This is a genomic window from Bradyrhizobium sp. A5 (assembly GCF_042076515.1).
Taxonomy (GTDB): Bacteria; Pseudomonadota; Alphaproteobacteria; order Rhizobiales; family Xanthobacteraceae; genus Bradyrhizobium; species Bradyrhizobium cosmicum.
Map to the genome: position 1 here is coordinate 375,192 of NZ_CP148990.1, position 22,110 is coordinate 397,301.

At 65.3% G+C, this 22,110-nt stretch carries 16 protein-coding genes and 2 pseudogenes; 4 read left to right on the top strand and 14 right to left on the bottom strand.

Annotated features, from left to right (window positions below; translation table 11 throughout):
- Positions 1-10 precede the first annotated feature (10 nt).
- Positions 11-2,080 carry a prolyl oligopeptidase family protein gene (locus tag WHZ77_RS01700; RefSeq protein ID WP_375312111.1) on the bottom strand — a complete coding sequence of 690 codons (2,070 nt, stop codon included), beginning with the start codon at positions 2,078-2,080 and terminating at the stop codon, positions 11-13.
- 197 nt (positions 2,081-2,277) lie between these two features.
- Between WHZ77_RS01700 and WHZ77_RS01705 the strand changes: the two genes are divergently transcribed.
- Positions 2,278-3,525: an MFS transporter gene (locus tag WHZ77_RS01705; protein WP_375312112.1), complete on the top strand. Its 1,248-nt coding sequence runs from the start codon at positions 2,278-2,280 to the stop codon at positions 3,523-3,525.
- Between the two features lie 121 nt (positions 3,526-3,646).
- The gene (locus WHZ77_RS01710) at positions 3,647-4,879 is read left to right on the top strand and encodes an MFS transporter (RefSeq protein WP_375312113.1); all 1,233 of its coding nucleotides are present in this window, start codon (positions 3,647-3,649) and stop codon (positions 4,877-4,879) included.
- Between the two features lie 95 nt (positions 4,880-4,974).
- Here WHZ77_RS01710 and WHZ77_RS01715 read toward each other — a convergent pair whose 3' ends face one another.
- Both WHZ77_RS01715 and WHZ77_RS01720 read right to left on the bottom strand, forming a co-directional pair.
- Positions 4,975-5,469 carry a VOC family protein gene (locus WHZ77_RS01715; protein WP_375312114.1) on the bottom strand — a complete coding sequence of 165 codons (495 nt, stop codon included), beginning with the start codon at positions 5,467-5,469 and terminating at the stop codon, positions 4,975-4,977.
- Between the two features lie 90 nt (positions 5,470-5,559).
- Complete coding sequence (locus WHZ77_RS01720; protein WP_375312115.1) at positions 5,560-6,105, bottom strand: carboxymuconolactone decarboxylase family protein; 546 nt, start codon at positions 6,103-6,105, stop codon at positions 5,560-5,562.
- Positions 6,106-6,236: 131 nt separating this feature from the next.
- Here WHZ77_RS01720 and WHZ77_RS01725 point away from each other — a divergent pair, with 131 nt between their 5' ends.
- Positions 6,237-7,436 (top strand): acyl-CoA dehydrogenase family protein, encoded by a 1,200-nt coding sequence (locus tag WHZ77_RS01725; RefSeq protein WP_375312116.1) that lies wholly within the window; start codon positions 6,237-6,239, stop codon positions 7,434-7,436.
- A 153-nt stretch (positions 7,437-7,589) separates the two neighbouring features.
- On the top strand, positions 7,590-8,729 hold the full coding sequence (locus WHZ77_RS01730) for an acyl-CoA dehydrogenase family protein (RefSeq protein WP_375312117.1): 1,140 nt from the start codon (positions 7,590-7,592) through the stop codon (positions 8,727-8,729).
- A gap of 174 nt (positions 8,730-8,903) precedes the next feature.
- Here the strand turns inward: WHZ77_RS01730 and WHZ77_RS01735 are convergent, their stop codons facing one another.
- From WHZ77_RS01735 to WHZ77_RS01785, 11 genes and pseudogenes are all read right to left on the bottom strand, one after another.
- Complete coding sequence (locus tag WHZ77_RS01735) at positions 8,904-9,941, bottom strand: amino acid ABC transporter substrate-binding protein (protein WP_375314873.1); 1,038 nt, start codon at positions 9,939-9,941, stop codon at positions 8,904-8,906.
- 86 nt (positions 9,942-10,027) lie between these two features.
- Positions 10,028-10,621: a L,D-transpeptidase gene (locus tag WHZ77_RS01740; protein WP_375312118.1), complete on the bottom strand. Its 594-nt coding sequence runs from the start codon at positions 10,619-10,621 to the stop codon at positions 10,028-10,030.
- Between the two features lie 311 nt (positions 10,622-10,932).
- Complete coding sequence (locus tag WHZ77_RS01745; RefSeq protein ID WP_375312119.1) at positions 10,933-11,907, bottom strand: hypothetical protein; 975 nt, start codon at positions 11,905-11,907, stop codon at positions 10,933-10,935.
- A gap of 271 nt (positions 11,908-12,178) precedes the next feature.
- The gene (gene cydB / locus WHZ77_RS01750) at positions 12,179-13,189 is read right to left on the bottom strand and encodes a cytochrome d ubiquinol oxidase subunit II (RefSeq protein WP_375312120.1); all 1,011 of its coding nucleotides are present in this window, start codon (positions 13,187-13,189) and stop codon (positions 12,179-12,181) included.
- Positions 13,186-14,595, bottom strand: coding sequence for a cytochrome ubiquinol oxidase subunit I (locus WHZ77_RS01755; RefSeq protein ID WP_375312121.1), 1,410 nt, complete (start codon positions 14,593-14,595; stop codon positions 13,186-13,188). Before WHZ77_RS01755 ends, cydB begins: the two co-directional genes overlap by 4 nt.
- A gap of 143 nt (positions 14,596-14,738) precedes the next feature.
- Positions 14,739-15,302, bottom strand: a complete 564-nt coding sequence (locus WHZ77_RS01760; RefSeq protein ID WP_375312122.1) for a redoxin domain-containing protein — start codon at positions 15,300-15,302, stop codon at positions 14,739-14,741.
- Between the two features lie 30 nt (positions 15,303-15,332).
- Positions 15,333-16,018, bottom strand: a pseudogene (locus WHZ77_RS01765) (cytochrome c biogenesis CcdA family protein).
- Between the two features lie 309 nt (positions 16,019-16,327).
- Complete coding sequence (locus WHZ77_RS01770) at positions 16,328-16,939, bottom strand: sigma-70 family RNA polymerase sigma factor (protein ID WP_015689209.1); 612 nt, start codon at positions 16,937-16,939, stop codon at positions 16,328-16,330.
- Positions 16,940-17,268: 329 nt separating this feature from the next.
- Positions 17,269-18,006 (bottom strand): response regulator, encoded by a 738-nt coding sequence (locus WHZ77_RS01775; RefSeq protein ID WP_143842847.1) that lies wholly within the window; start codon positions 18,004-18,006, stop codon positions 17,269-17,271.
- 10 nt (positions 18,007-18,016) lie between these two features.
- Positions 18,017-19,761: pseudogene (locus tag WHZ77_RS01780) on the bottom strand (DUF3369 domain-containing protein).
- Positions 19,731-21,761 (bottom strand): ATP-binding protein, encoded by a 2,031-nt coding sequence (locus WHZ77_RS01785; protein ID WP_375314874.1) that lies wholly within the window; start codon positions 21,759-21,761, stop codon positions 19,731-19,733. Before WHZ77_RS01785 ends, WHZ77_RS01780 begins: the two are co-directional and overlap by 31 nt.
- Between the last annotated feature and the right edge of the window lie 349 nt (positions 21,762-22,110).

A 22,110-nucleotide genomic window follows, 5' to 3' on the forward strand; every position in this document is an offset into this window, starting at 1 on the left:
GACGGGGCCGCTACACCTCGCCGTCCCGCCACCCGATCTTGTCCTTCAAGAACCGGAAACCGATCACCTCAAACCCCGCGCGCTCCTTGTTGTCCTTGCCGTAGCCGTGGCCGCCCGCCGCCGGCTCGTAGAACCAGGCCTCGTAGCCCATCGCCTGGAGCTTTGCCGCCATCTTGCGCGCGTGGCCGGGATGGACGCGGTCGTCGCGGCGTGTGGTGGCGATCAGGATCGGCGGATAGGGCAGGCCGGCTTTGACGTTGTGATAGGCCGAGTAGGTCTTCAGCCACTCCCATTCATCCGGCTTGTCGGGATCGCCATATTCCGCGATCCAGCTCGCGCCCGCGAGCAGCTTGGTGTAGCGGCGCATGTCGATCAGCGGGATGGTGCAGAAAAGCGCACCGAAGCGCTCGGGGTATCGCACCAGCATGTTGGTGATGAGGATGCCGCCGTTCGACCCGCCTTGCGCCGCGATGCGCTTCGGCCTAGTCACGCCGCGGCGCACGAGATCGGCGGCCACGGCGGCGAAATCGTCGTGCGACAATTTCTTGCCGGCGAGCCGGCCGGCATCATGCCAGCGCGTGCCGAACTCGCCGCCGCCGCGCAAATTCGCCTGTACCGTGGTGCCGCCGCGCTCCAGCCACAGCTTGCCGAGCGACGGATTGTAGTACGGCTTCACCGAATGGGCGAAGCCGCCATAGGCACTCATGTAGACCGGCGCATCGCCGGTCTCCCGCGCGGGTCCGGTCTGCACATAGGGAATGCGTTCGCAGTCGATCGAGATCGCCTCGTGCTGCGTCACCACGAGACCATCCGCTGTGAACGTCTTGGGCGCCTGCTTCAGCACGGTCGGGCTTGCTACGCCGCGCTCGATCAACAGCAGCGACGGCGGCGTCAGCGGGTCCTGCACATTGGCGAGCAGATCGCCGTTGCTTTCGGAGGGATGGCGATCGAGCGGCCAGATGTCGACGACGCCGATCTGCGGGAGGCCGGGAAGCGACTCGCGGCTCCAGCCGTGAGGGGATGGCGTGCAGATCTCGAATTGCGGCTTGAGTTCGTCGAGGATCGACAGCACCAGCCTGCCGCCCGCCCAGAACAGGCCTTGCAAGGCGCGCCGCGGTTCAGGTTCGAACAGGACCACAAAATCGCGGCTGCCGGCGAGGAACGCCGAGAGCGACATGCCGAGCACGGTGTCGGTGGCATAGCTTCGGCCTTCGACCGCCCAGTCCGCGCGCAGCTTCATCGCGAACCAGTCGCCATGGGCCTGCATCCAGACGCCGGTCGGCAGGTCGAGCTTCGTCGTCGCACCAAGCGCATCGCGCAGCCAGATGGTGTGGTTGAAGAAGTCGATCTGGTCGATGATCCAGACCCGCGGCGCCGAGCCGGTGTCGTCGGCCATGCCGGAGAGCGCCATGTGATCTGCGGTGGTCTCGAGGATCACCTCCGCCTGGTCGACCGGCTGGCCGCGCCGCCACAGCCGAACGGTTCGCGAATAGCCGGAGCTCGTCGCCATGCCCTCGCCATGGGCGCTGGACAGCAGCAGCGTGTCGGCATCGAGCCAGTCGGCGCCGCCCTTGGCTTCCGGCAGCACAAAGCCTTCTGCAACGAAGTTCTTGGTGTCGAGGTCGAACTCCCGCAACGTCACGGCATCACTGCCGCCGCGTGACAGGCCCAGGATGGCCCGCGAGCTTCCCGGCATCGTGGTGATGGAGCTCAGCAGCCAGTCCTCGTCCTCGCGTGTAGCGAGCTGGTCGATATCCAGCATGGTCTCCCACGCCGGCTCGGCTTTGCGAAACTCCGCCAGCGTGGTGCGCCGCCACAGGCCGCGCGGGTTGACGGCGTCCTTCCAGAGATTGTGCAAACCATCGCCGCGCCGGCTGACATAGGGAATGTTATCCGGCCGGTCGTAGATCGCCGCGAGGATGTCGCGGTCGCGCTCGAAGGCCTTTCCACCAAACGCGTCGAGCGTCAGCCGGTTCTGCCGTTCGACGAAGGCGAGTGCGCGCTCGCCTTCGATCTCCTCCAGCCACAACCAGGGATCGTCGTCGGGAGCGCTGAGCGTGGGCCTGTCGTCGACGGACATGAACGAAACTCCGAAAGAATGCGGCGGATAGGATTTGATCGAGCGCAAGCCGTCAAGAGCGCGGCCGGCTATCATCCCGCTGATTGCGTCAGGGGCATGGCCCGCGCCCGTTTGCGCCGGTTGCCCGCCCTCCCGCACCGCTCCATAGTGCCGGGAATCAACAGAACCCCTTTAAAGACCTTCGGGCGGAAATGCCGATGTTGGACGTGACTTCAGCCAATGAGATCGACGCCGACGCGCGCGTGCGTGCCAATGTGGTGCGCCTCGCCGCGGCGCAGGCGCTGACCGGCGCCAACTCGGCGGTGATCTTCGCCACGGGCGCGATCGTCGGCGCCACGCTCGCGCCCGACATGTCGTTCGCGACCGTGCCGATCTCGATGTACGTGGTGGGCCTCGCCGCCGGCACGTTGCCGACCGGCGCGATCTCGCGCCGTTTCGGCCGCCGCGTTGCCTTCGTCATCGGCACCGCTTTGGGCGCGCTCACCGGCCTGCTCGGCTCGTTTGCGATCCTGCACGACTCGTTCGCGCTGTTTTGTCTTGCGACCTTTCTCGGCGGCCTCTACGGCGCGGTCGCGCAGTCCTATCGCTTCGCCGCAGCCGATGGCGCCAGCGCGGCCTACCGGCCGAAAGCGGTGTCCTGGGTGATGGCCGGCGGCGTGTTTGCCGGCGTGCTCGGTCCGCAGCTCGTGCAATGGACCATGGATGTCTGGCAGCCTTATCTGTTCGCTTTTAGCTTCCTGGTGCAGGCTGCGGTCGCGCTGATCGCGATGGGCATCGTCGCCGGCGTCGACATGCCGAAGCCGGCACCGGCCGACCTGCATGGCGGACGGCCGCTTCTCACCATCGTGACCCAGCCGCGCTTCATCGCGGCGGCACTGTGCGGCATCGTCTCCTATCCCATGATGAACCTGGTGATGACCTCGGCGCCGCTCGCCATGAAGCTGTGCGGCCTCAGCGTGTCCGATTCCAATTTCGGCATTCAGTGGCACATCGTCGCGATGTACGGTCCGAGCTTCTTCACCGGTGCGCTGATCGCCCGCGTCGGCGCGCCGAAGATCGTCGCCGCCGGCCTTCTGCTCGAGGCCGGCGCCGCCACGATCGGCCTCTCCGGCATCACTGCGATGCATTTCTGGGCCACGCTGATCGTGCTCGGCGTCGGCTGGAATTTCTCCTTCATCGGCGCCTCCGCGCTGGTGCTGGAGACGCACCGCCCGCAGGAGCGCAACAAGGTGCAGGCCTTCAACGATTTCCTCGTGTTCGGCATGATGGCGATCGGCTCGTTCTCTTCCGGGCAGCTGCTTGCCAATTACGGCTGGTCCGCGGTGAACATGGTGGTGTTCCCGCCCGTGGTGCTCGGCCTCGTCGTGCTCTCGCTCGTCTCGTATGCGCGCCGTCGCAAGGCGCGGCTTGAGGCCGCGATGGGCGAGTTCCCGGACGCGATCTGATTGGCGGGAGGCTGTCAGCAGCGTTGATACTTCGATCGCTGTCGAAGTGATTTTCTGGTCCCGCACCGTTACATGATGCTCGTCATGGACCCGGCGCGGGGACAGCGAAGGAAAAGCGCAAATGCTCGACAATCCCCGGCAGGACCCTCGCATCGACGAATCCTCCCGCCGCTACGAAGGCTGGCGCATCGTCGCGGTCTGCTTCCTGCTCGCGACCTTCGGCTGGGGGCTCGGCTTCTACGGCCAGAGTGTCTATGTCGCCGAGCTGCAGCGCGCGCGGGGTTGGCCGACGTCGCTGATCTCCTCCGGCACCACGTTCTTTTACTTGTTCGGTGCGCTGCTCGTCGTCTTCGTCGGCGAAGCCGTCCGGACATATGGCCCGCGCATCTGCCTGATTGCCGGCACGCTGGCGATGGCCGCGGCGGCGGTCGCGATCGGCGCGGTGCGCGAGCCCTGGCAGCTCTATCTCGCGAACGCCGTGCTCGCCTTCGGCTGGGCCGGCACCAGTCTCGCCATGATCACCAACACCATCAGCCTGTGGTTCGACCAGAAGCGCGGCATGGCGATCAGTCTGGCGCTGAATGGCGCCAGCTTTGGCGGCATCGTCGGCGTGCCGCTGCTGGTGGTGCTGATCGGCCATATCGGCTTCGCCGGCGCAATGTACGCCGCCGCCGGCGCCATGCTGGTGCTGCTGCTGCCGGTGATCCTCTTTCTCGTCGGCCGCCCGCCCGATCTTCACGGCTGGCATGCGGCGGCGAGACCAAAGCCGCAATCGTCGGCGCAGATCCGCGCATGGGCGCTGCGCGACGTCGGCTTTCTCACGGTGACCATCGCCTTTGCCTTGGTGTTGTTCGCGCAGGTCGGCTTCATCGTGCACCTGATCTCGTTCCTCGATCCGGTGATCGGCCGCGAGCGCGCCGCAGTCGCGGTCGCCGTGCTGACTGCGATGGCGGTGGTCGGCCGCGTGTTGTTCTCGATGGTGATCGACCGCCTCAACCAGCGGCTGGCCTCGGCGCTGTCGTTCCTGAGCCAGGCGGCGGCGCTTCTCGTCGTCATCAACCTGCACAACGACTATGTGCTGATCGCGGCCTGCGCGGTGTTCGGCTTCTCGGTCGGCAACCTCATCACGCTGCCCTCGCTGATCGTGCAGCGGGAGTTCGACAGTGCCTCGTTCGGCGTGCTGATCAGCCTGAATACGGCGATCAACCAGGTGACCTACGCGTTCGGCCCTGGCGTCGTCGGCTTCCTGCGCGATTGGTCCGGCGGCTATTCGCTGCCGTTCTATCTGTGCGTTGCGCTGGAGGTGGTAGCGGCGGGGCTGATCATGGTGCGCGGCAAAGCGAAGCTCTCGTAGGGTGGGCAAAGGCGCGCAGCGCCGTGCCTACCATCTCATTCTCCGTTCGTGCTGAGAGGATGGTGGGCACGCTTCGCTTTGCCCACCCTACGAGACTAACCCTGCCGCTGCTTCAACAACCCCTCGACATCCAGCCTCTTCGTAAACATCGCGAGCTTGCCATCCGCCCCGAACGGCCACTGCTCCCTGGGCTTGTCCCAATACAGCTCCACGCCATTCTCGTCAGGATCGCGCAAATACAACGCCTCGGACACGCCGTGGTCGCTCGCGCCGTCGAGTGCGATGCCTGCCGACAGCACCCGATGCAGCGCATCCGCCAACGCGGGCCGCGTCGGATAGAGGATCGCGGTGTGGAACAGCCCCGTCGTGCCGGGCGGTGGCGGCGAGCCGCCCTTGCTCTCCCAGGTGTTGAGCCCGATGTGGTGATGATAGCCTCCGGCGGAGATGAAGGCCGCGCCCGAGCCCATCCGCTGCATCAGCTCGAAGCCGAGCACGCCGCAATAGAAGCCGAGCGCACGATCGAGATCGGCGACCTTGAGGTGGACGTGGCCGATCCTGGTGCCGGCGGCGACGGCTGGGTTCTGCGACATGGTGGTGCTCCGTTGACGAACTCCACATAGGCCCGGCTTCGGGACGGCGCTACCAGCCTATCCCGAAACCCATCGTTTCCGGATACGAAACTAGGACAGCTCCGGCACCTCTCCCTCCGGCAGCTCGAACGCGAACGTGTTCAGCGTCATCGACACCATCGTGTAATAGCCGCACAGCCCGATCACCTCGACCACGCCGCGTTCGCCGAGCAGCTTCACCGCCTCGTCGTAGAGCCCCTTCTCGACGCCGTGGCCCTCGTGCAGCGATTTTGCGAGATCGTAGATCATCTTGCCCTTGGGATCGTCGAACGCCGGCGTGCGTCGGTCGCGGATCGCGTCGATAATCTCTGGCTTCATGCCGCCGGCCAGCGCGAGGCGCTTGTGCGCATACCATTCGTAATGCGCGGTCCAGTGCCGCGCGGTCACCAGGATCGCGATCTCCGAAAGCTTGGCCGGGAAAATCGTGTCGTAGCGCAGCACCTCGCCGAGCCGCGTGGCGTGACGGGCCATGTCGGGGCTGTTGAGCCAGGCCATCATCGGCGCCGGCGGCTTGCCGCGCTTGCCGGCAATCGATTCGTCATAGGTCTGCCGCTGGCTCTCGTTCATTTCGCCAGGCGAAAGAAGCTTCAGGCGCATTGTTGTTTCCTCTTTGTTTTCAAGCTCGCCGTCGCCGCGACTATAGCCGAATGCAGCCTGCGGAAGTGGTTGAATTCCACGGGGCGATGGCTCAGAGTCGCACCCAACAAGTTGTGATGATGGAAACGACCATGAGCGACACCGAGACCGCCGATCTCGAGAAATTCCGCAACGAGACGCGTGCCTGGCTGGAAGCCAATTGCCCGCCGGAGATGCGCAAGCCCGCAACATCCGACGCCGACGTGTTCTGGGGCGGACGCAACACGAAATTCGCCTCCGAGCCGCAGCGCATCTGGTTCGAGCGTATGCGCGACAAGGGCTGGACCGTGCCGGACTGGCCCAGGGAATACGGCGGCGGTGGCCTCAGCGCCGCCGAGCACAAGGTGCTGCGCGCCGAGATGGGACGAATCGGCGCGCGTCCGCCGCTGTCGAGTTTCGGCATCTGGATGCTCGGGCCGGCGCTGCTGAAATACGGCAACGAGGCGCAGAAGAAAGAGCACCTGCCGAAAATCGCGGCGGGCCTGATCCGCTGGTGCCAGGGCTATTCCGAGCCGAACGCCGGCTCCGATCTCGCCTCACTGCAGACCCGCGCCGAAAGCGACGGCGACGATTTCGTCATCACCGGCCAGAAGATATGGACCTCCTACGCCAACTACGCCGACTGGATCTTCTGCCTCGTCCGCACCGATCCCGCCGCCAAGAAGCACGACGGCATCAGCTTCATCCTGTTCGACATGACCTCGAAGGGCGTGACGACCAAGCCGATCCTGCTGATCTCGGGCTATTCGCCGTTCTGCGAAACCTTCTTCGACGGTGTCCGCGTGCCGAAATCGCATGTGGTCGGTACCGTCAATCGCGGTTGGGACGTCGCGAAATATCTGCTCCAGCACGAGCGCGCGATGATCTCCGGGATGGGCGAGCGCGGCGTCGGCCGCCCGCTCGGCCAGATCGCCGCCGACTCCGTCGGCTCCGATGGGCAAGGCAAGCTCGATGATGCGATGCTGCGCGGCAAGATCGCCAGCTTCGACGTTGATGAAGCCGCTCTTGCCGCCTGCGCCGAGCGGGCCGTCGATCTCGCCAAGGCCGGGCAGGCGCATCCGGCGTTCTCGTCGGCGATGAAGTACTACGGCACCGAGCTCAACAAGCGCCGCTACGAGATCCTGATGTCCGCCGGCGGTGTCGATGCGCTGGAATGGGAGAGTGAGCGTTCGAAGCAGGGTGCCCGCCCGCGCGCCTGGCTGCGCACCAAGGCCAACTCGATCGAGGGCGGCACCACGGAGGTGATGCTCGGCATCGTCGCCAAGCGCATTTTGGATCTGCCGGGGGCGTGAGCCGCGCTCTCACCACCCGTCATTCCGGGGCGCCGCGAAAGCGGCGAGCCCGGAATCCATAACCACGAATCGGGATTATGGATTCCGGGCCTGGCCCTGCGGGCCATCCCGGAATGACGACGACCAATTAGATTTCTCATCGGAAACACGCACATGGCCCTCGTCCTCACCGAAGAACAATCGATGCTCCGCGACTCAGCGCGCGGGCTGATCAGCGACAAGGCGCCGGTCTCGCATTTGCGATCCCTGCGCGACTCCAAGGATCCTACCGGTTTCTCCAAGGAGTTGTGGCACTCCTTCGCCGAGATGGGCTTTGCCGGCCTGCTCGTGCCGGAGGAGTTCGGCGGCAGCGGTCTCGGCTTCATGGAAGCCGGAATCGTCATGGAGGAAATCGGGCGCACCTTGATGCCGTCGCCCTTCCTCGCCACCAGCGTGGTCGCGGCATCGGCGCTGAACCGCGGCGGCAACGCCGCGCAGAGGTCGGAGTACTTGCCGAAGGTTTCCAACGGCTCACTGCTCGCGACGCTTGCGATCGACGAGGGCGCAAAGCATCGCCCGCTCCAGACCAGCCTTCAGGCCGTGCGCGCCGGCAACGGCTTCAAGCTCTCGGGCGCCAAGGCGCTGGTCGTTGACGGCCACGTCGCCGATCTCGTCATCGTCGCCGCGCGCACCGCGGGCTCCGCCGGCGAGCGCGACGGCCTGACGCTGTTCCTGGTCAATCCCAGGGCCAAGGGTGTTTCGATCGAGCGCACCATCATGGTCGACGCGCACAATGCGGCGCGGATCGAGCTTGCCAATGTCGAGGTCAATGCCGACAGCGTGCTCGGCGAGGTCGACCAGGGCTCCGCCCTGCTCGACGGCGTGCTCGACATCGGTCGCGGCGCAGTCGCAGCCGAAATGGTCGGCCTCAGCGAAGAGGTGTTCAACCGCACCGTCGAGTACCTCAAGAACAGAAAACAGTTCGGCAAGCTGATCGGCGAATTCCAGGCGCTGCAGCACCGTGCCGCCGAGCTCTATGTCGACATCGAGATCACCCGCGCCGCCACCATGAAGGCGCTGCAGGCGCTGGATGCCGATGTCGCCAAGGCCGCCTCAGCCGTCGCGGTCGCCAAGGCCCGCGCCGGCACCACCGCCACCCGCGCGGTGCAGGAAGGCGTGCAGATGCATGGCGGCATGGGCATGACCGACCAGTTCGACATCGGCTTCTTCATGAAGCGCGCGCGGGTCTGCGAGGAATTGTTCGGCGATGCGAACTACCACACCGAGCAGCTGGCGCGGGCGCGGGGGTATTGAGGCGGGCGGCGGCCCCCGCATATCGCTTCGCTCATGCGGGCTACGCCAGCAGGGTAAGCCGTCATGGCCGGGCTTGTCCCGGCCATCCACGTTCTTAGCGGCCTCAGAAACGTGGATGCCCGGGACAAGCCCGGGCATGACGTTGGAGAATGCAGCTTTCGTCGAGCGAAAGACTTACCGCATCGGCGGCGCGTACTGCACGCCACCCGCATTCCACAGCTGGTTCATTCCGCGCGGGATCTTCAGCTTGGACTTCTCGCCGATGTTGCGCTCGTACATCTCGCCGTAGTTTCCGACATGGCGGATGATGCGGACGACCCAGTCCTTGGTGAGGCCGAGCTGCTCGCCGTAATTGCCCTCGGTGCCGACCAGCCGCATCACGTCCGGCTTTTTCGACTTCAGGGCTTCGTCGATGTTCTCCGAGGTGACGCCGAGCTCTTCGGCGTTGATCATCGCGTAGAGCGTCCACTTCACGATCATCATCCAGTCGTCGTCGCGCTGGCGCACGACCGGGGCAAGCGGCTCCTTGGAGATCATGTCCGGCAGGATCATGTGGTCGCCGGGCTTCGACAGGTTCAGCCGCAGCGCGTAGAGCTGGGAGACGTCGGCGGAGAGCGTGTCGCACTTGCCGGTGTCGTAGGCTTTCACTACGTCGTCGAGCTTGTCGAACTTCACCTCTTCGTACTTCATGTTATTGGCACGGAAGTAGTCGGCGACATTGAGTGCCGTCGTGGTGCCGGACTGGACGCAGACCTTGCTGTCGGTCAGGTCCAGCGAGGTCTCCTTGTTGCGCGCGCGCGGCAGCATGAAGCCTGCGCCGTCGTAATAGGCGACCGCCGGGAAATAGAGGTCGTAATCGAGCTCACGCGCCATGCTCCAGGTCGAGTTGCGCGAGAGGATGTCCACCTTCCGGCTCTGCAGTTCCTTGAAGCGCTCGCCGGCGTCGAGCGGAACGAACTTCGCCTTGCCCGGATCGTTGAAGATCGCCGAGGCGACCGCACGGCAGAAATCGACGTCGAAGCCGGTCCAGTTGCCCTTGTCGTCGGGAATCGAGAAGCCCGGCAAGCCCTTGTTGACGCCGCACAGCACTTCGCCGCGGCGAACGGTGCGCTTCAGGGTGCGGGTATCGTAGAATTCGTAGATGATGGCCAGAACGGCGACCAGCACGGCGACCGCGAGCCCGATCAGCAGGCCGCCTCGAAAAGTGCGCATCATGTTGCTCTCTCGAAAAATCGGGAAAAGGAATTGGGAAGAAGGCGACGAGCATGATCCGGAGGATCATGCTCGGATCAAAAGCCTCAGAGTTCGGGCTTCTGCCGGATCACCACCTTGGTGCCGACGGGGACGCGATCGTAGAGATCGGCGACGTCCCGGTTGACCAGTCGGAAGCAGCCCGAGGACACCTTGGTGCCGATCGTGTCGGGCCGATTGGTGCCGTGGATGCGGTAGACCGTGGTGCCCAAATACATGGCGCGGGCGCCGAGCGGATTGCCGGGGCCGCCGGCCATGAAGCGCGGCAGATAGGGCTGGCGCTGGATCATCTCCGGCGGCGGCGTCCAGTCCGGCCATTCCTTCTTGTTGGTGATGTTCACCAGGCCCTGCCACTGGAAGCCGTCGCGGCCGACGCCGATGCCGTAGCGGATCGCGCGGCCGCCGGGCTGGACCAGATAGAGATGCCGTTCGGCGGTCGAGATGATGAGCGTGCCGGGCGCTTCGGTGGTGCGGAAGTAGACGACCTGCTTCTGCCATTCCGGATCGAGCTCATAGGCGTCGTCAGCGACCAGGCCTGGCTCGTCGCCGCGGTCGGGCTGCTGGGCGTAAGCATGGGGCGCGGCCAGCATCAGGCCGATCGCAACCACAAACATCCCGGTCAGGCGACGAAAATCCGTCATTTCAAGTTCTCCCCGCGGCCAAGGCCAAAATCATCTGGAACCATCAAATCTCAGGGCCATCTTCATGGCAAGTTCAAGGCACTGTTAGATGATATGTCACGAGAATGCTTTGGTTTTTTGACCGGCCCTTCGCAATGCCACAAACAGGGGATGGCGCGAAAAGCAGTGTCGGCGACATTCCTCCGGGGATGCCCTGTCGAATCTGCATCCGTCATGCCCGGGCTTGTCCCGGGCATCCACGTTCTTCGCGCGGCGTGGCAGAGACGTGGATGGCCGGGACGAATGCCATGACGGCGTGGAGCCAGTCGGGGCTAAATCTTGTTGCTCTCGCGCGCAATCCCCAGCCGCCGCACGATCTCCGTCCCGACGGCACGAGCCTCGATCCTCGACCCGATCCGAGGGCTGCGAAAGCGTCGCCCCGAGCGCAATCGGATCGTGACGATGCAGTGCTCGTCCTCGGACCGGCCGCGGCGGTCGACTGAGATCGTCTTCACCTGGTTCCCCTCGATATGGTCTGCGCGCGGCGTGCCGTCGCCCCACAGGCGTTCGACGCGGATATCGCCCTCGCGGATGATCCAGAACGCGCCGGTGACGAGGTTGGCGTATCTGTAAACCGCGAACGCGGCGAGCGCGCCGAGCGGCAGCAGCAGGAGATCGACATGGCTGGGCGGCCATCCGCGCCAGAGCTTGTAGGCGTAGGGCACGGCGCACAGCGCGACTGCGATCAGCGCGACGATCCTGATGTCCCGCGCGGAAAATGCTTCGAGCGGCTCGCCGAGATGCATCTCGGCATTGCTGGCATCGAGCGGATTGACCGGCTCCTCGACATTGGGGACGTCGAACTGCGCGGCGATCCGGGCCACGGTGTCACGAACATGGGTGACGTCGGAGATCGGCGGCGACGTCAGGCGCTCCCCCGAGACAAGCGTGAAGACGAGCTGAAAGCGGGCCTTCACCCGCCTGCTGCCAGGAACCTGCAATCCGCTGATGTCGTCCTTCGCGACGATCCGCGTGCGGAGCTTCCCGAACGGACTTTGTTGCCCGATCAGGATTTCGTTTGGTGTGATGATCCACACCACCGCCGGCGCCAGCATGATGCCGACGACGAATCCCGCTCCCACCAGCAGCGCGACCACGGAGATGACGATTTCCAGGGTGTCGTGCGTGAACAGGCCCGGCGTGAAGCACAGCGCGACGGCGGCCGCAAAGCCGGACATGACCAGCCGCTGCGCGATCGAGGCGCCTTCACGAAGGCGAATGTCGGTGCTGGTGGTCGTGTCGTCCATTGCGGGCGGCTGATTTCGAGGTCGCGAAACTCCACGGACGGGTCCGCGGAGTCAAGCAACAACGGCGGCATCACGACCTGGTTGCTCTCGTCGTTCCGCCCTCGTCGTCGTGCCGGAAACGATCCGGCTGGCGACAGGGCCGATCATTTCGGCGCAAGCCACAGTCTGAGACCGAATGAAATCACGGTGACGGCGCCCACGCCCCCGAGCCAGAGAACGGCGAACCATATCAGCCGTCGCCCCAGCTGCCTTGCCTCAGCTTCGCGCGGCATCAGTGATAACCGCTCCCGGCCCGGACCTTGCCGCGGAACACCCAATAGGCCCAGCCGGTGTAGCCGAGAATCAGCGGCACCAGCCCGGCCACGCCGACGAGCATGAAGATCTGGCTGTTCTGCGGCGCGGACGCCTGCCAGATCGTGATGCTCTGCGGCACGATGAAGGGATACATGCTGATGCCCAGCCCGGCATAGGACAGCGCGAACAATGCCAGCACGAGAAAGAACGGCCGGGAGTCCTGCTTTTGCCCGAGGCTGCGCATCAGGAGTGCGGTGACGGCGGCGACCGCGATCGGCACCGGCGCGGCCAGGGCGACGTTCGGCCAGGCGAACCAACGCTGCGCGTATTGAATGCTGAGAAACGGCGTGGCGATGCTGACCAGTGCGATCGCCGCAAGCATCGCGAACAGCAGAACCCAGCTCAGCCGGTAGGCCTTCTCGCGCAGCGCGCCCTCGGTCTTCAGGATGAGCCAGGTGGCGCCCAGCAAGGAATAGCCGATCACCAGGGCAACTCCCGTCAGCAGGCTGAACGGCGTCAGCCAGTCCCACCAGCCGCCGGCATAGTGACGCCCCTCGACCTGCACGCCCTGCAGGATGGCGCCGAGGGCGACGCCCTGCGCCAGCGTGGCCAGCAACGATCCCAAGGCAAAGGCAACGTCCCAGCGGTTTCGTGCCGCGGTGGTGCGCCAGCGGAATTCGAAGGCGACACCGCGGAAGACCAGCCCGATCAGCATCGCGATCATCGGTGTATAGAGCGCCGGCATCAGCACCGCATAGGCGAGCGGAAAGGCCGCCATCAGGCCGCCGCCGCCCAGCACCAGCCAGGTCTCGTTGCCATCCCAGACCGGCGCCACGCTGTTCATCATGACGTCACGATCGGCCTTGGCGGGAAACAGGGGAAACAGCATGCCGAGGCCGAGATCGAATCCGTCCATCACGACATAGACGAACACCGCGAAGGCGATGATGAACGCCCAGAGGGTGGTGAGGTCGATGGCGGCGATCATGACAACGCCCCCTGTCCCGCCACGCCCGAGGCCGGGGTGATGCCAGCAGCGCGCGCGGGCATGTCGCCGCTTGGCCCCTGCTCGCCCTGATGGGGCGAAGCCGCCATCAGGCGCAGAATGTAAATGGCCCCCGCCGCGAACACGATGAAATAGACGATGACGAAGGCCAGCAGTGACGAGCCCACAGCGGGCGCGGCCAGTGGGGAGGCGGCGTCCGCGGTTCGCAACAGGCCGTAGACCGTGAAAGGCTGCCGGCCGGTCTCTGTCGTGATCCAGCCCGCAAGCACGGCGATGAAACCCGCCGGCCCCATCGTCAGCGCGAAGATGTGCAGCGGCCGGGAATCGAACAGGGTGCGGCGCCAGCGCGTCCACAGGCTGAACAGCCCGAGCCCGAAGATCAGGAAGCCCAGCGCGATCATGATGCGGAACGACCAGAAGGTGATCGGGACCGGCGGCCAGTTTTCGCGCGGCACGGTGTCGAGGCCCGCGAGCGGCGCATCGAGCGAATGTTTCAGGATCAGAGAGGACAGTTTCGGAATCTGGATCGCGTAGTCGACCCGGCCGGTGGCCTGATCCGGCAGGCCGAACAGAATCAGCGGCGCACCGTCCTTGTGGCTCTGGTAGTGCCCTTCCATCGCCATGACCTTTGCCGGTTGATGCTCGAGCGTGTTGAGCCCGTGCTGGTCGCCGGCCAGGATCTGGATCGGCGCGACCAGCGCCGCCATCCACATCGCCATCGAGAACATCACCCGGGGACCGGGCAGATGCGGGTCGCGAAGCAGGTGATAGGCGCCGACCGCGCCGACCACGAGCGACGTCGTCAGGTAGGCGGCGAGCACCATATGCACGAGCCGGTAGGGGAAGGACGGATTGAAGATCACCTTGAACCAGTCGGCGACCACGAACTGGCCATCGGCATTGACGGCGTAGCCCGTCGGGGTCTGCATCCACGAATTGGCGGAGAGAATCCAGAACGCCGAAATCAGCGTGCCGATCGCGACCATCAACGTTGCGAAAAAGTGCAGCCGCGGGCCGACGCGTTCGAGACCGAACAGCATGACGCCGAGGAAGCCGGCCTCGAGGAAGAATGCGGTCAGCACCTCGTAGGCCATCAGGGGGCCGATGACCGGTCCGGTCTTGTCGGCAAATGCCGACCAGTTGGTCCCGAACTGGTAGGACATCACGATGCCCGACACCACGCCCATGCCGAATGCGATCGCGAAGATCTTCAGCCAATAGTGGAACAGGTTGATGAAGACCTCGCGGCCGGTCCACAGCCAGAGGGCCTCCAGCACCGCAAGATAACTTGCAAGGCCGATCGAGAACGCCGGAAACACGATGTGGAACGACATCGTGAAGGCAAATTGCGCTCGTGCGAGCACGATGGGATCAAGGTTCGATAGCATCGGCGCTCCCGTCACAACGCGACAAGTTGTGGGCTGCGGGGGCGCCGATCTGGCTGCTCAGCTATACCATCGCGCCCGGCCTATGCATGATGACTCACGCCGGGCTCTTGTCCTATAGGACTCTTTGTCTAACCTGTACGACATCAGCCATTCGCATTCAGCAGCCGCGCCACGGTGCGGTCGATCTCATCGTAGCGGCCTTCGCCCGCGTGCTGAAATACGATCCTGCCGTTCTGGTCGATGATGTATTGCGCCGGCCAATACTGGTTCCGGTAGGCGTTCCAGGTCCTGGACTCATTGTCCTGCGCCACCGGATAGGTGATGCCGTGGCGCTTCAGCGCGGCCTGGACGTTGGACGCGGAGCGCTCGAACGGAAATTCCGGCGTGTGCACGCCGATCACGACGAGGCCCTTGTCCTTGTATTTGGCATAGAGGTCGGTGACGTGCGGCAGCGTGTTGACGCAGTTGACGCAGCCATAGGTCCAGAAGTCGACCAGCACGACCTTGCCGCGCAGGTCGGCGATGCCAAGCGGTTTCGAGTTGAACCAGTTGGTGATGCCGGTGAAATCGGGCGCGCTCCCCTGGCTGGCGGCCGCGACGGTGATCGGCTTTGCGGGCGCTGCCTCGTCACAGATGCCGGGGATGGCGGTGCCGGTCAGGGCGAAGCCGATCAGCGAGGCAGACACGGCGAGCAGTTTCAGGGTCATGGAAGCGTCCTCCGTTGAGATGGGAAGCGATCACAGGCCGATCTGGCCGGTGGGATAGAATCCGGTGAGCCACGCCACGATCAGCGTGTCGTATTGGAAATAGGCGGCGACCGCGAAGCCGATCACGACGACGCCAAAACCCTGCTGCAGCCGCGGCGAGATCCGCGCGAGGCTGCGCACGCGCGTGGTCGCGGCCTGTCCGCCATAGGCGATCGCCAGCATCGGGATGGCGGCGCCGATGGCGTAGGCGACCAGCAGCGTGCCGGCCCAGCTCGCGTTCTTCGTCGTCGCGACCAGCGTCAGGATCGAGCCGAGCACGGGGCCGGCGCAGGGCGTCCAGACCAGCCGAGCACCAGCCCGCCGAGCGCGCCCTCGCGCTGTGTGGCGCTGGAATTGCCGAGATCGAGCCAGCCATTGAGCCGGATCGACAGCCACTCGAACGGCGCCGGCCACAGCATCAGCAGCCCGAAGCCGAGCAGCAGGATCGACGCCGCCTCGCGCAGCACGTTCGGATCGAAATCGAATGCCTGCGTGATGGCACCGAGCAGCAGCGCGGTCGCGGAGAACGAGACGACGAAGCCGAGCGCGATCATCGCCGGCCGCAAATGCCCCGTGCGCCCGATCGAAGCGCCGAGCAGGATCGGCAGCATCGGCAGCGTGCAGGGCGCGGCGATGGTGAGGATGCCGGCGAGGAGAGCGAAGAGAAGTTCGAGCATGGGGCCCTCGTGATGGGGGTCACGAGGGCAGTTCGCGATGGGAGGGCCAGTCGTTACGCGGCGTCACACCTTCGTGACGGGAGCCCGCGGTGGCCACCGCAAACCCAAATACAAAACGACCCGGACGGGGGCATCGTCCGGGTCGCTGGAGGTCTTGGGAGGTTTAACGAAAACCGTATGTGAGCTTTATAGGAGGGAAGTTTTTCCGCCTGATGTTGTGCTTTGTTTCAATTGTTTCGTCGGCGGTAACACTTCCGTGTCCCGGGATAGGGCCGCATGAGCGGCCCTATCCCGTTGAAATCATTGGACTTAGGCGGCGAAGCGGTCGACGCCGGCGCCCTTAAGCAAATCGGCCAGCTGCTTGCGGGCATAGAACATCCGGGTCTTCACCGTGCTCTGGGGGATGCCGATGATCTGCCCGACCTCCTCCACCGACTTCTCATGGTAGTAGACCAGCGTGATGATCTCGCGATGCGCGGGCGACAGCTTCTGAACACAGGCGCGCAGGATGGCGCTGGTGTCGCTGCGGTCGAGTGAGGTCTCCGGCGTATCGGCTCCGTCCGGAATCTCGCGCACGTCTTCCTGGTCGATGTCCTCGAAGCGGCGCTGGCGCATCGCGGTCAGCGCCTTGAAACGGGCGATCGACAGCAGCCACGTCGAGACCTGCGAGCGGCCCTGGAACTGGCCGGCGGTGCGCCAAACGTCGAGAAACACCTGGCTCACGAGGTCTTCGGCGGTGGTGGCATCACGCACGATGCGCAGGATGAAGCGATAAACGCGCACGTTGTGACGGCAATAAAGGATGTGCATAGACGTCCGATTGCCGTCGGCAATGCTCTCGAGAAGCATATCGTCCGAAGTCGCCTGAGCGGCAATGATGCTCTGACTGGCCTGGGCGTTGATGGCGATGACGTTCGGCATTGACTTGGCTCCCCGTAGCGCCGCAACCGAGCGGCGTTTCCTTGGGTCAAAGTGTTAATGAGCCAACGTTTCGGGACGTCTGCACGAAAAGGGGAAAATGGTTTCGTGCGCCGCAAAATTGTTTCGTCGGAGAGGGGATGACGAAACATTCGAGGCAAAAAAGCGTGTAATTTCAATGTACGGAAAATACGGGGAGGTGCGTGTGGTGTAGCTCCGAGCCGCCGGGAACGTATTTCCGGCTTTTGCGTTCGGTTGCGCCAGACACGGATGTCGTCCCGGGCTCGCGCTGCGCGCGCCCCGGGATGACGGCGGCGGGTGCCGCCCGCCCCCTACGCCTTCTCGCCCGCCGGCGAGAACAGGTAGCCGCCGCCGCGGATGGTGCGGATCACGGCGGGCTTGGTCGGATCGGGCTCGATCTTGCGGCGGATGCGCATGATGCGGAGGTCCACGGCGCGGTCGAAGGCTTCGGCATCGCGCGCATTGGCCAGCTCCAGCAGGCGCTCGCGCGACAGCACGCGCTTCGGATTGGCCGCGAACACTTTCAAGAGCCCGAACTCGGATGCGGTCAGCGGATGCTCGTTGCCCTCGTCGTCGCGCAAGGCCTGGGCTTCGAGATCGAGCCATTTGGTGCCGAAGCGCACCAGCTGATCCTTGTCCGATTTGGCGGGCGCGGCCTCGGCCGCGGCGGCCTTTGCCGGCGTGCTCCGCCGCAGCACCGAGCGGATACGCGCCATCAGCTCGCGCAGCTCGCAAGGCTTGGCGACGTAGTCGTCGGCGCCAAGCTCGAGGCCGACCACGCGGTCGATCGGGCTCGCGGTTGCCGTGAGCATGATGACAGGCACGTTGATGCGGCTCTTGAGGTCGCGGATGATCGAAAGGCCGTCTTCCTCGGGCATGTTGAGATCGAGCACGACGAGATCGGGCATGCCGCCGTCGATCGCGGCGCGCAAGGACTTGCCGCCGTCGCACAGCGTCACGGTGAAGCCGTGCATCTTGAGGTAATCGCCGACCATCTCCCGGGCCGGGGCCTCGTCGTCGACGATCATGATGTGCTGGCTTTGGGTCATGGTCTCTGGATCACGGCATTTCGGTCGCGGGCAGGGTGATGGTGAAGGTCGCGCCCTTGCCGGGGCCTTCGCTCTCGGCCGTCACCTCGCCGCCATGCATGTCGATAATACGCTTGACGATGGAAAGCCCAAGCCCCGTCGAGCTCTCGCCGGCGGTCGGTTTGGCCGACAGCCGCTGGAACCGGCCGAACAGGCGACCGAGATCCTCCGGCGACAGGCCGGCGCCCTCGTCGTTGACGCGGACGACGGTCTCGCTGCCTTCATGGGTGACCGCGACGGTGATCTTGCCGCCGATCGGTGAGTATTTGATGGCGTTGCTGATGAGGTTGTCGATCGCCTCGCGGATGCGGTCGGTGTCGCACATGGTGACGATGTTCGTCGGCGCGGTGACGTTGATCGCCTGCTGCTTATTGACTGCCAGCGGCTGGTTGGCCTCCGCGACCTCCTTGACCAGGGCTGCGATGTCGACCGGCTCGCGGCGGATGGTGATGTCGAAGGCGTCGGCCATCGCGTCCGAGATCAAATGATCGACCATCGTGGTCAGGCGCTTGGTGGCGTCTCGGATGTGGTCGACCTGGGCGGCGACGCCGCTCGCCGAGGCGCCGGTCGAGATCAGCTCCTTCAGCATCTCGGTGCGGCCGAGAATGACGCCGAGCGGATTCTTCAGGTCATGCGCGACGGTGCCGAGGATCTCGTTCTTGAAGCCGTTGGCGCGCTGCAGCCGCAGCCATTGCGCCGAGAGCCGGCGGTTGGCCTGCATCAGGGCGCGGGTGCGCTGGGCGACGCGGTCTTCCAGCTGGGTGTTGGCGTCCTGGAGCTGCTGGTAGAGGATGACGTTGTCGAACGCGATCGAGAGCCGGCTGGAGAAGATCTCGACCAGCGAGCGGTCGGTCTCCGACAGCTCGCGCTCGGCCTGCAGCAGCACCACCACCTCGCGGCCGCTTCCGGTGCGCAGATAGATCACGCTGCGATGGTCGGCGAATTCGTTCTTGCGGCGCGAGAATGCGGCCTCGACCATCTCGCGCAGATCGGGATCAAGCGCGCGCGAGGACGTCGTGCCGATGAAGCGGCTGTAGCAGCCGCTGCCGGCGAGCACCGAGAGCTCGGGATCGATACCGCCATTGTCGCGCAGAACCAGTATGCCGGCGCAATCGACGTTGAGCAGCGAGGCGAGCTGGGTCAGCACGCCCTCGGCGAGCCGCTGCATCGACTTGAAGTCGTACAGCGTCGAGGCGGCATCGATGATGATCTCGAGCCCGCGCCGCGTCTGCACCATGCGCTCGAGCTGCTGATAGGAGCGCAGCGCCGCGGTCAGCGAGGTGAACAGCTTGTCGGCGGTCAGCTCGGTCTTGGCCTTGTAGTCGTTGATGTCGTACTGCACGATCACGCGCCGCTCGGGCGCCTGGCCTGGCTGTCCGGTGCGCAGGATGATGCGCACGGTCTCGTTCTGAAGCTCGTTGCGGATGAATTCGACCAGCTCCAGCCCGGCGACGTCGGTCTCCATGATGACGTCGAGCAGCACGGCGGCGATATCGGGATGCGCGGCCATCAGCTTGCGACCTTCGGCCGCGGAATGCGCCGAGAGGATCTCCAGGCCCTGGCCGTTGAGGCTGTAATCGGACAGCGCGAAGCGGGTGCCGTCATGCACGGCCGGATCGTCGTCGATGACGGCGATCTTCATTTCCGGACGTTCTGGTCCTCCGGCGCGGTACCGGTGTCGTCGATCAGGTGGAGGACATCGTCCTGTTCGGCCATTGAGCAGTCCCGTCAGTCTCTGTGCTTTGCGCGCCGCCCTTGGCGACCCGGGGCATGATAATGCGAAAAGTAGTGCCTTGTCCCAGCTTGGATTCCAGCATCATGCGCCCGCCGAGCTGCTGGGTGACGAGGTTATAGACGATATGGAGCCCGAGTCCCGTGCCACCTTCATTGCGCCGCGTGGTAAAGAACGGGTCAAAGGCCTGGCGCTGCACGTCGGGGGTCATGCCGGCCCCGTCGTCGGCGAAGATGATCTCGATGTCGTCGCTCCCGCGCGGCCTCGCCGAGATCGTGATGGTGCCGGCGCGCCCGTCGGCGAAGGCGTGGTTGGCGGCGTTGAGGAAGAGGTTGGTCAGGATCTGGCCGTAGGAGCCGGGATAGCCGTCGAGCAGCAGTCCCTCGGGCACGTCGACCTGGAGCGTGATCGGCGAGCGCTTCAGCACCGGCTTCAGGCTGGCGATGATCTGGTCGGTGGCTTCGCTGAGTGAGAACTGGCGCCGCTCGGCATGCGATCGGTCGACCGCGACCTGCTTGAACGACTGGATCAGCTCGCCGGCGCGCGTGAGGTTGGCGACGAGCTGCTGCGAGGCATCGCGTGAGGACTGCACGAATTCTTCCAGCTGCGAGCGGCGCAAGGCCCCGTCGCCCTTGAGCTGGGCCTCGAAGATCTCGCTGCGCCGGGCAAGGCTGGAGGCCACGGTCAGGCTGATGCCGATCGGGTTGTTGACCTCGTGGGCGACGCCGGCGACGAGGCCGCCTAGCGCTGCGAGCCGTTCGGCGTCGATCAGATTCTGCTGCGCGGTATTGAGCTCGAGCAGCGCGCTCTCGGCCTTCTCCTTGGATGCGCGCAGCTCGTCCTCGGTCTGGCGCTTGGCGATCGCGTTCTCGCGGAACACCTCCACGGCGCGCGCCATGGCGCCGACCTCGTCGCGGGCCTTGGTGCCCTGCACCTCGCGGTCGAGGTCGCCCAGCGCGATCGCGCGCATCGCGGTCATGATCTGCTGCAGCGGCAGCCGGATCGACAGCGCGATCAGCACGCCGGCGGTGAGGATGATGCCGAGGAAGATCACCGCGATCGACAGCACCCGCCGCGAGATATCCGCGAGCGTGCGGTCGAAGGTCTCTTGCGCCTTCTGCTCGCGCCGGCGCATCTTGGTGGAGAGATCGTCGATGGCGCCGATCGCCTCGGCCTGGCTGGCATCGATGGTGTTGCGCAAGAGCTCGGTGCGGCTCGCCAGCTGCTCGGAGAGTTTGGCAAAGCCCTCGCGCAAAGCCATGGTGCGGGCCCCGAGCTTTTGCAGCGCCATGCGCTGCAGATCGTTGTCGGCGAGGTCGATCATGACCGGGATCGTCTTCTCGATCGTCTCGGTGTTGCGGCGGGCGTCGTCGGCGGCGCCCGGCGACAGCGACAGATAATAGGAATTGGCCGCGACCAGCATCGCGGTGAAGGCCTCGCGCGACTTGCCGAGCGAAGGCCAGATCAGCGCGTCGCGATGGCCGGTGGCGCCCTCGATGATGGAATAGAGCCCGGCCATGTCCCGGGCCGGACCCTGCACCTGCTCCTCATAGGTCCTGGCGATGGTGGCCTGCACGGCGCGCAGCTCGCCAAAGCCGTTGAGGAAGCGGTCGGTGGTGCGCTCCAGCTCCTCCACCGAGCCTGCCAGCATCGGGTCCTTGGCGGCGCGGTTGGTCAGCGTGCCCAGCACGGCCTCGCGCAGCAGCAGGATTTCGGCGAACAGGTCCGGGCTAGGCTGGTTGATGTAGCGGTGGATCAGGTTCTGCAGCCGCCCGGTCTCGCTTTCGAGCAGCGCCAGGATCCGGTCGGACTCGCGCACCTGGCGCACGTCGTCCCAGGCCGAGCCCAGCACCTGCGAGCCGTTCCAGATCAGCGCCACCAGCACCACCACAACGGCGGAGTTCAGCGCCGCGATCGACAGGATGCGCCAGCGGATCGGCACCGCGCGCAGCACGCCGACCAGACGCACGCGCAGCCGTCCGATCGGGCCGGGCAGCCGGTCTGCGTGCTCGCTGTGTCCGGGTGCTGCCAAGCGGCCTCACTCCACCTTGCTGCCGGCAGAGCGGATGGCGATCAGCAGCGCGACGAAAACCACCCCGCTCCGCGTGAGTTCGGCACGGTTCAACACTGGCACACTCAACCCCTCAGTGGTGGAGTCCATGGCGGGACCAAAAGGTTCAACGCAATCTAGCAGAAGGTTAAGAGAAGGCTATCCTGCGGCGGCCCCGCGAGGCGTCGTCTGATCGTGCGACGCGACCGAGTTTCATTCTTGATTGAATCCGCAGAGGCGGCGCTTTATGCAGGTGTCGGGCAAAGGTCGCCTTTTGTTCGCG

Excerpts from the sequence above, each read along its gene's own strand:
- WHZ77_RS01705 (WP_375312112.1), top strand. The coding sequence starts at position 2,278 with ATGTTGGACGTGACTTCAGCCAATGAGATCGACGCCGACGCGCGCGTG.
- WHZ77_RS01710 (WP_375312113.1), top strand. The coding sequence starts at position 3,647 with ATGCTCGACAATCCCCGGCAGGACCCTCGCATCGACGAATCCTCCCGC.
- WHZ77_RS01725 (WP_375312116.1), top strand. The coding sequence starts at position 6,237 with ATGAGCGACACCGAGACCGCCGATCTCGAGAAATTCCGCAACGAGACG.
- WHZ77_RS01760 (WP_375312122.1), bottom strand. The coding sequence starts at position 15,302 with ATGACCCTGAAACTGCTCGCCGTGTCTGCCTCGCTGATCGGCTTCGCC.
- WHZ77_RS01730 (WP_375312117.1), top strand. The coding sequence starts at position 7,590 with ATGGCCCTCGTCCTCACCGAAGAACAATCGATGCTCCGCGACTCAGCG.
- cydB (WP_375312120.1), bottom strand. The coding sequence starts at position 13,189 with ATGATCGCCGCCATCGACCTCACCACCCTCTGGGCGTTCATCATCGCC.
- WHZ77_RS01740 (WP_375312118.1), bottom strand. The coding sequence starts at position 10,621 with ATGACGGATTTTCGTCGCCTGACCGGGATGTTTGTGGTTGCGATCGGC.
- WHZ77_RS01745 (WP_375312119.1), bottom strand. The coding sequence starts at position 11,907 with ATGGACGACACGACCACCAGCACCGACATTCGCCTTCGTGAAGGCGCC.
- WHZ77_RS01770 (WP_015689209.1), bottom strand. The coding sequence starts at position 16,939 with ATGCCGAACGTCATCGCCATCAACGCCCAGGCCAGTCAGAGCATCATT.
- WHZ77_RS01755 (WP_375312121.1), bottom strand. The coding sequence starts at position 14,595 with ATGCTATCGAACCTTGATCCCATCGTGCTCGCACGAGCGCAATTTGCC.
- WHZ77_RS01720 (WP_375312115.1), bottom strand. The coding sequence starts at position 6,105 with ATGCGCCTGAAGCTTCTTTCGCCTGGCGAAATGAACGAGAGCCAGCGG.
- WHZ77_RS01735 (WP_375314873.1), bottom strand. The coding sequence starts at position 9,941 with ATGCGCACTTTTCGAGGCGGCCTGCTGATCGGGCTCGCGGTCGCCGTG.
- WHZ77_RS01775 (WP_143842847.1), bottom strand. The coding sequence starts at position 18,006 with ATGACCCAAAGCCAGCACATCATGATCGTCGACGACGAGGCCCCGGCC.
- WHZ77_RS01700 (WP_375312111.1), bottom strand. The coding sequence starts at position 2,080 with ATGTCCGTCGACGACAGGCCCACGCTCAGCGCTCCCGACGACGATCCC.
- WHZ77_RS01715 (WP_375312114.1), bottom strand. The coding sequence starts at position 5,469 with ATGTCGCAGAACCCAGCCGTCGCCGCCGGCACCAGGATCGGCCACGTC.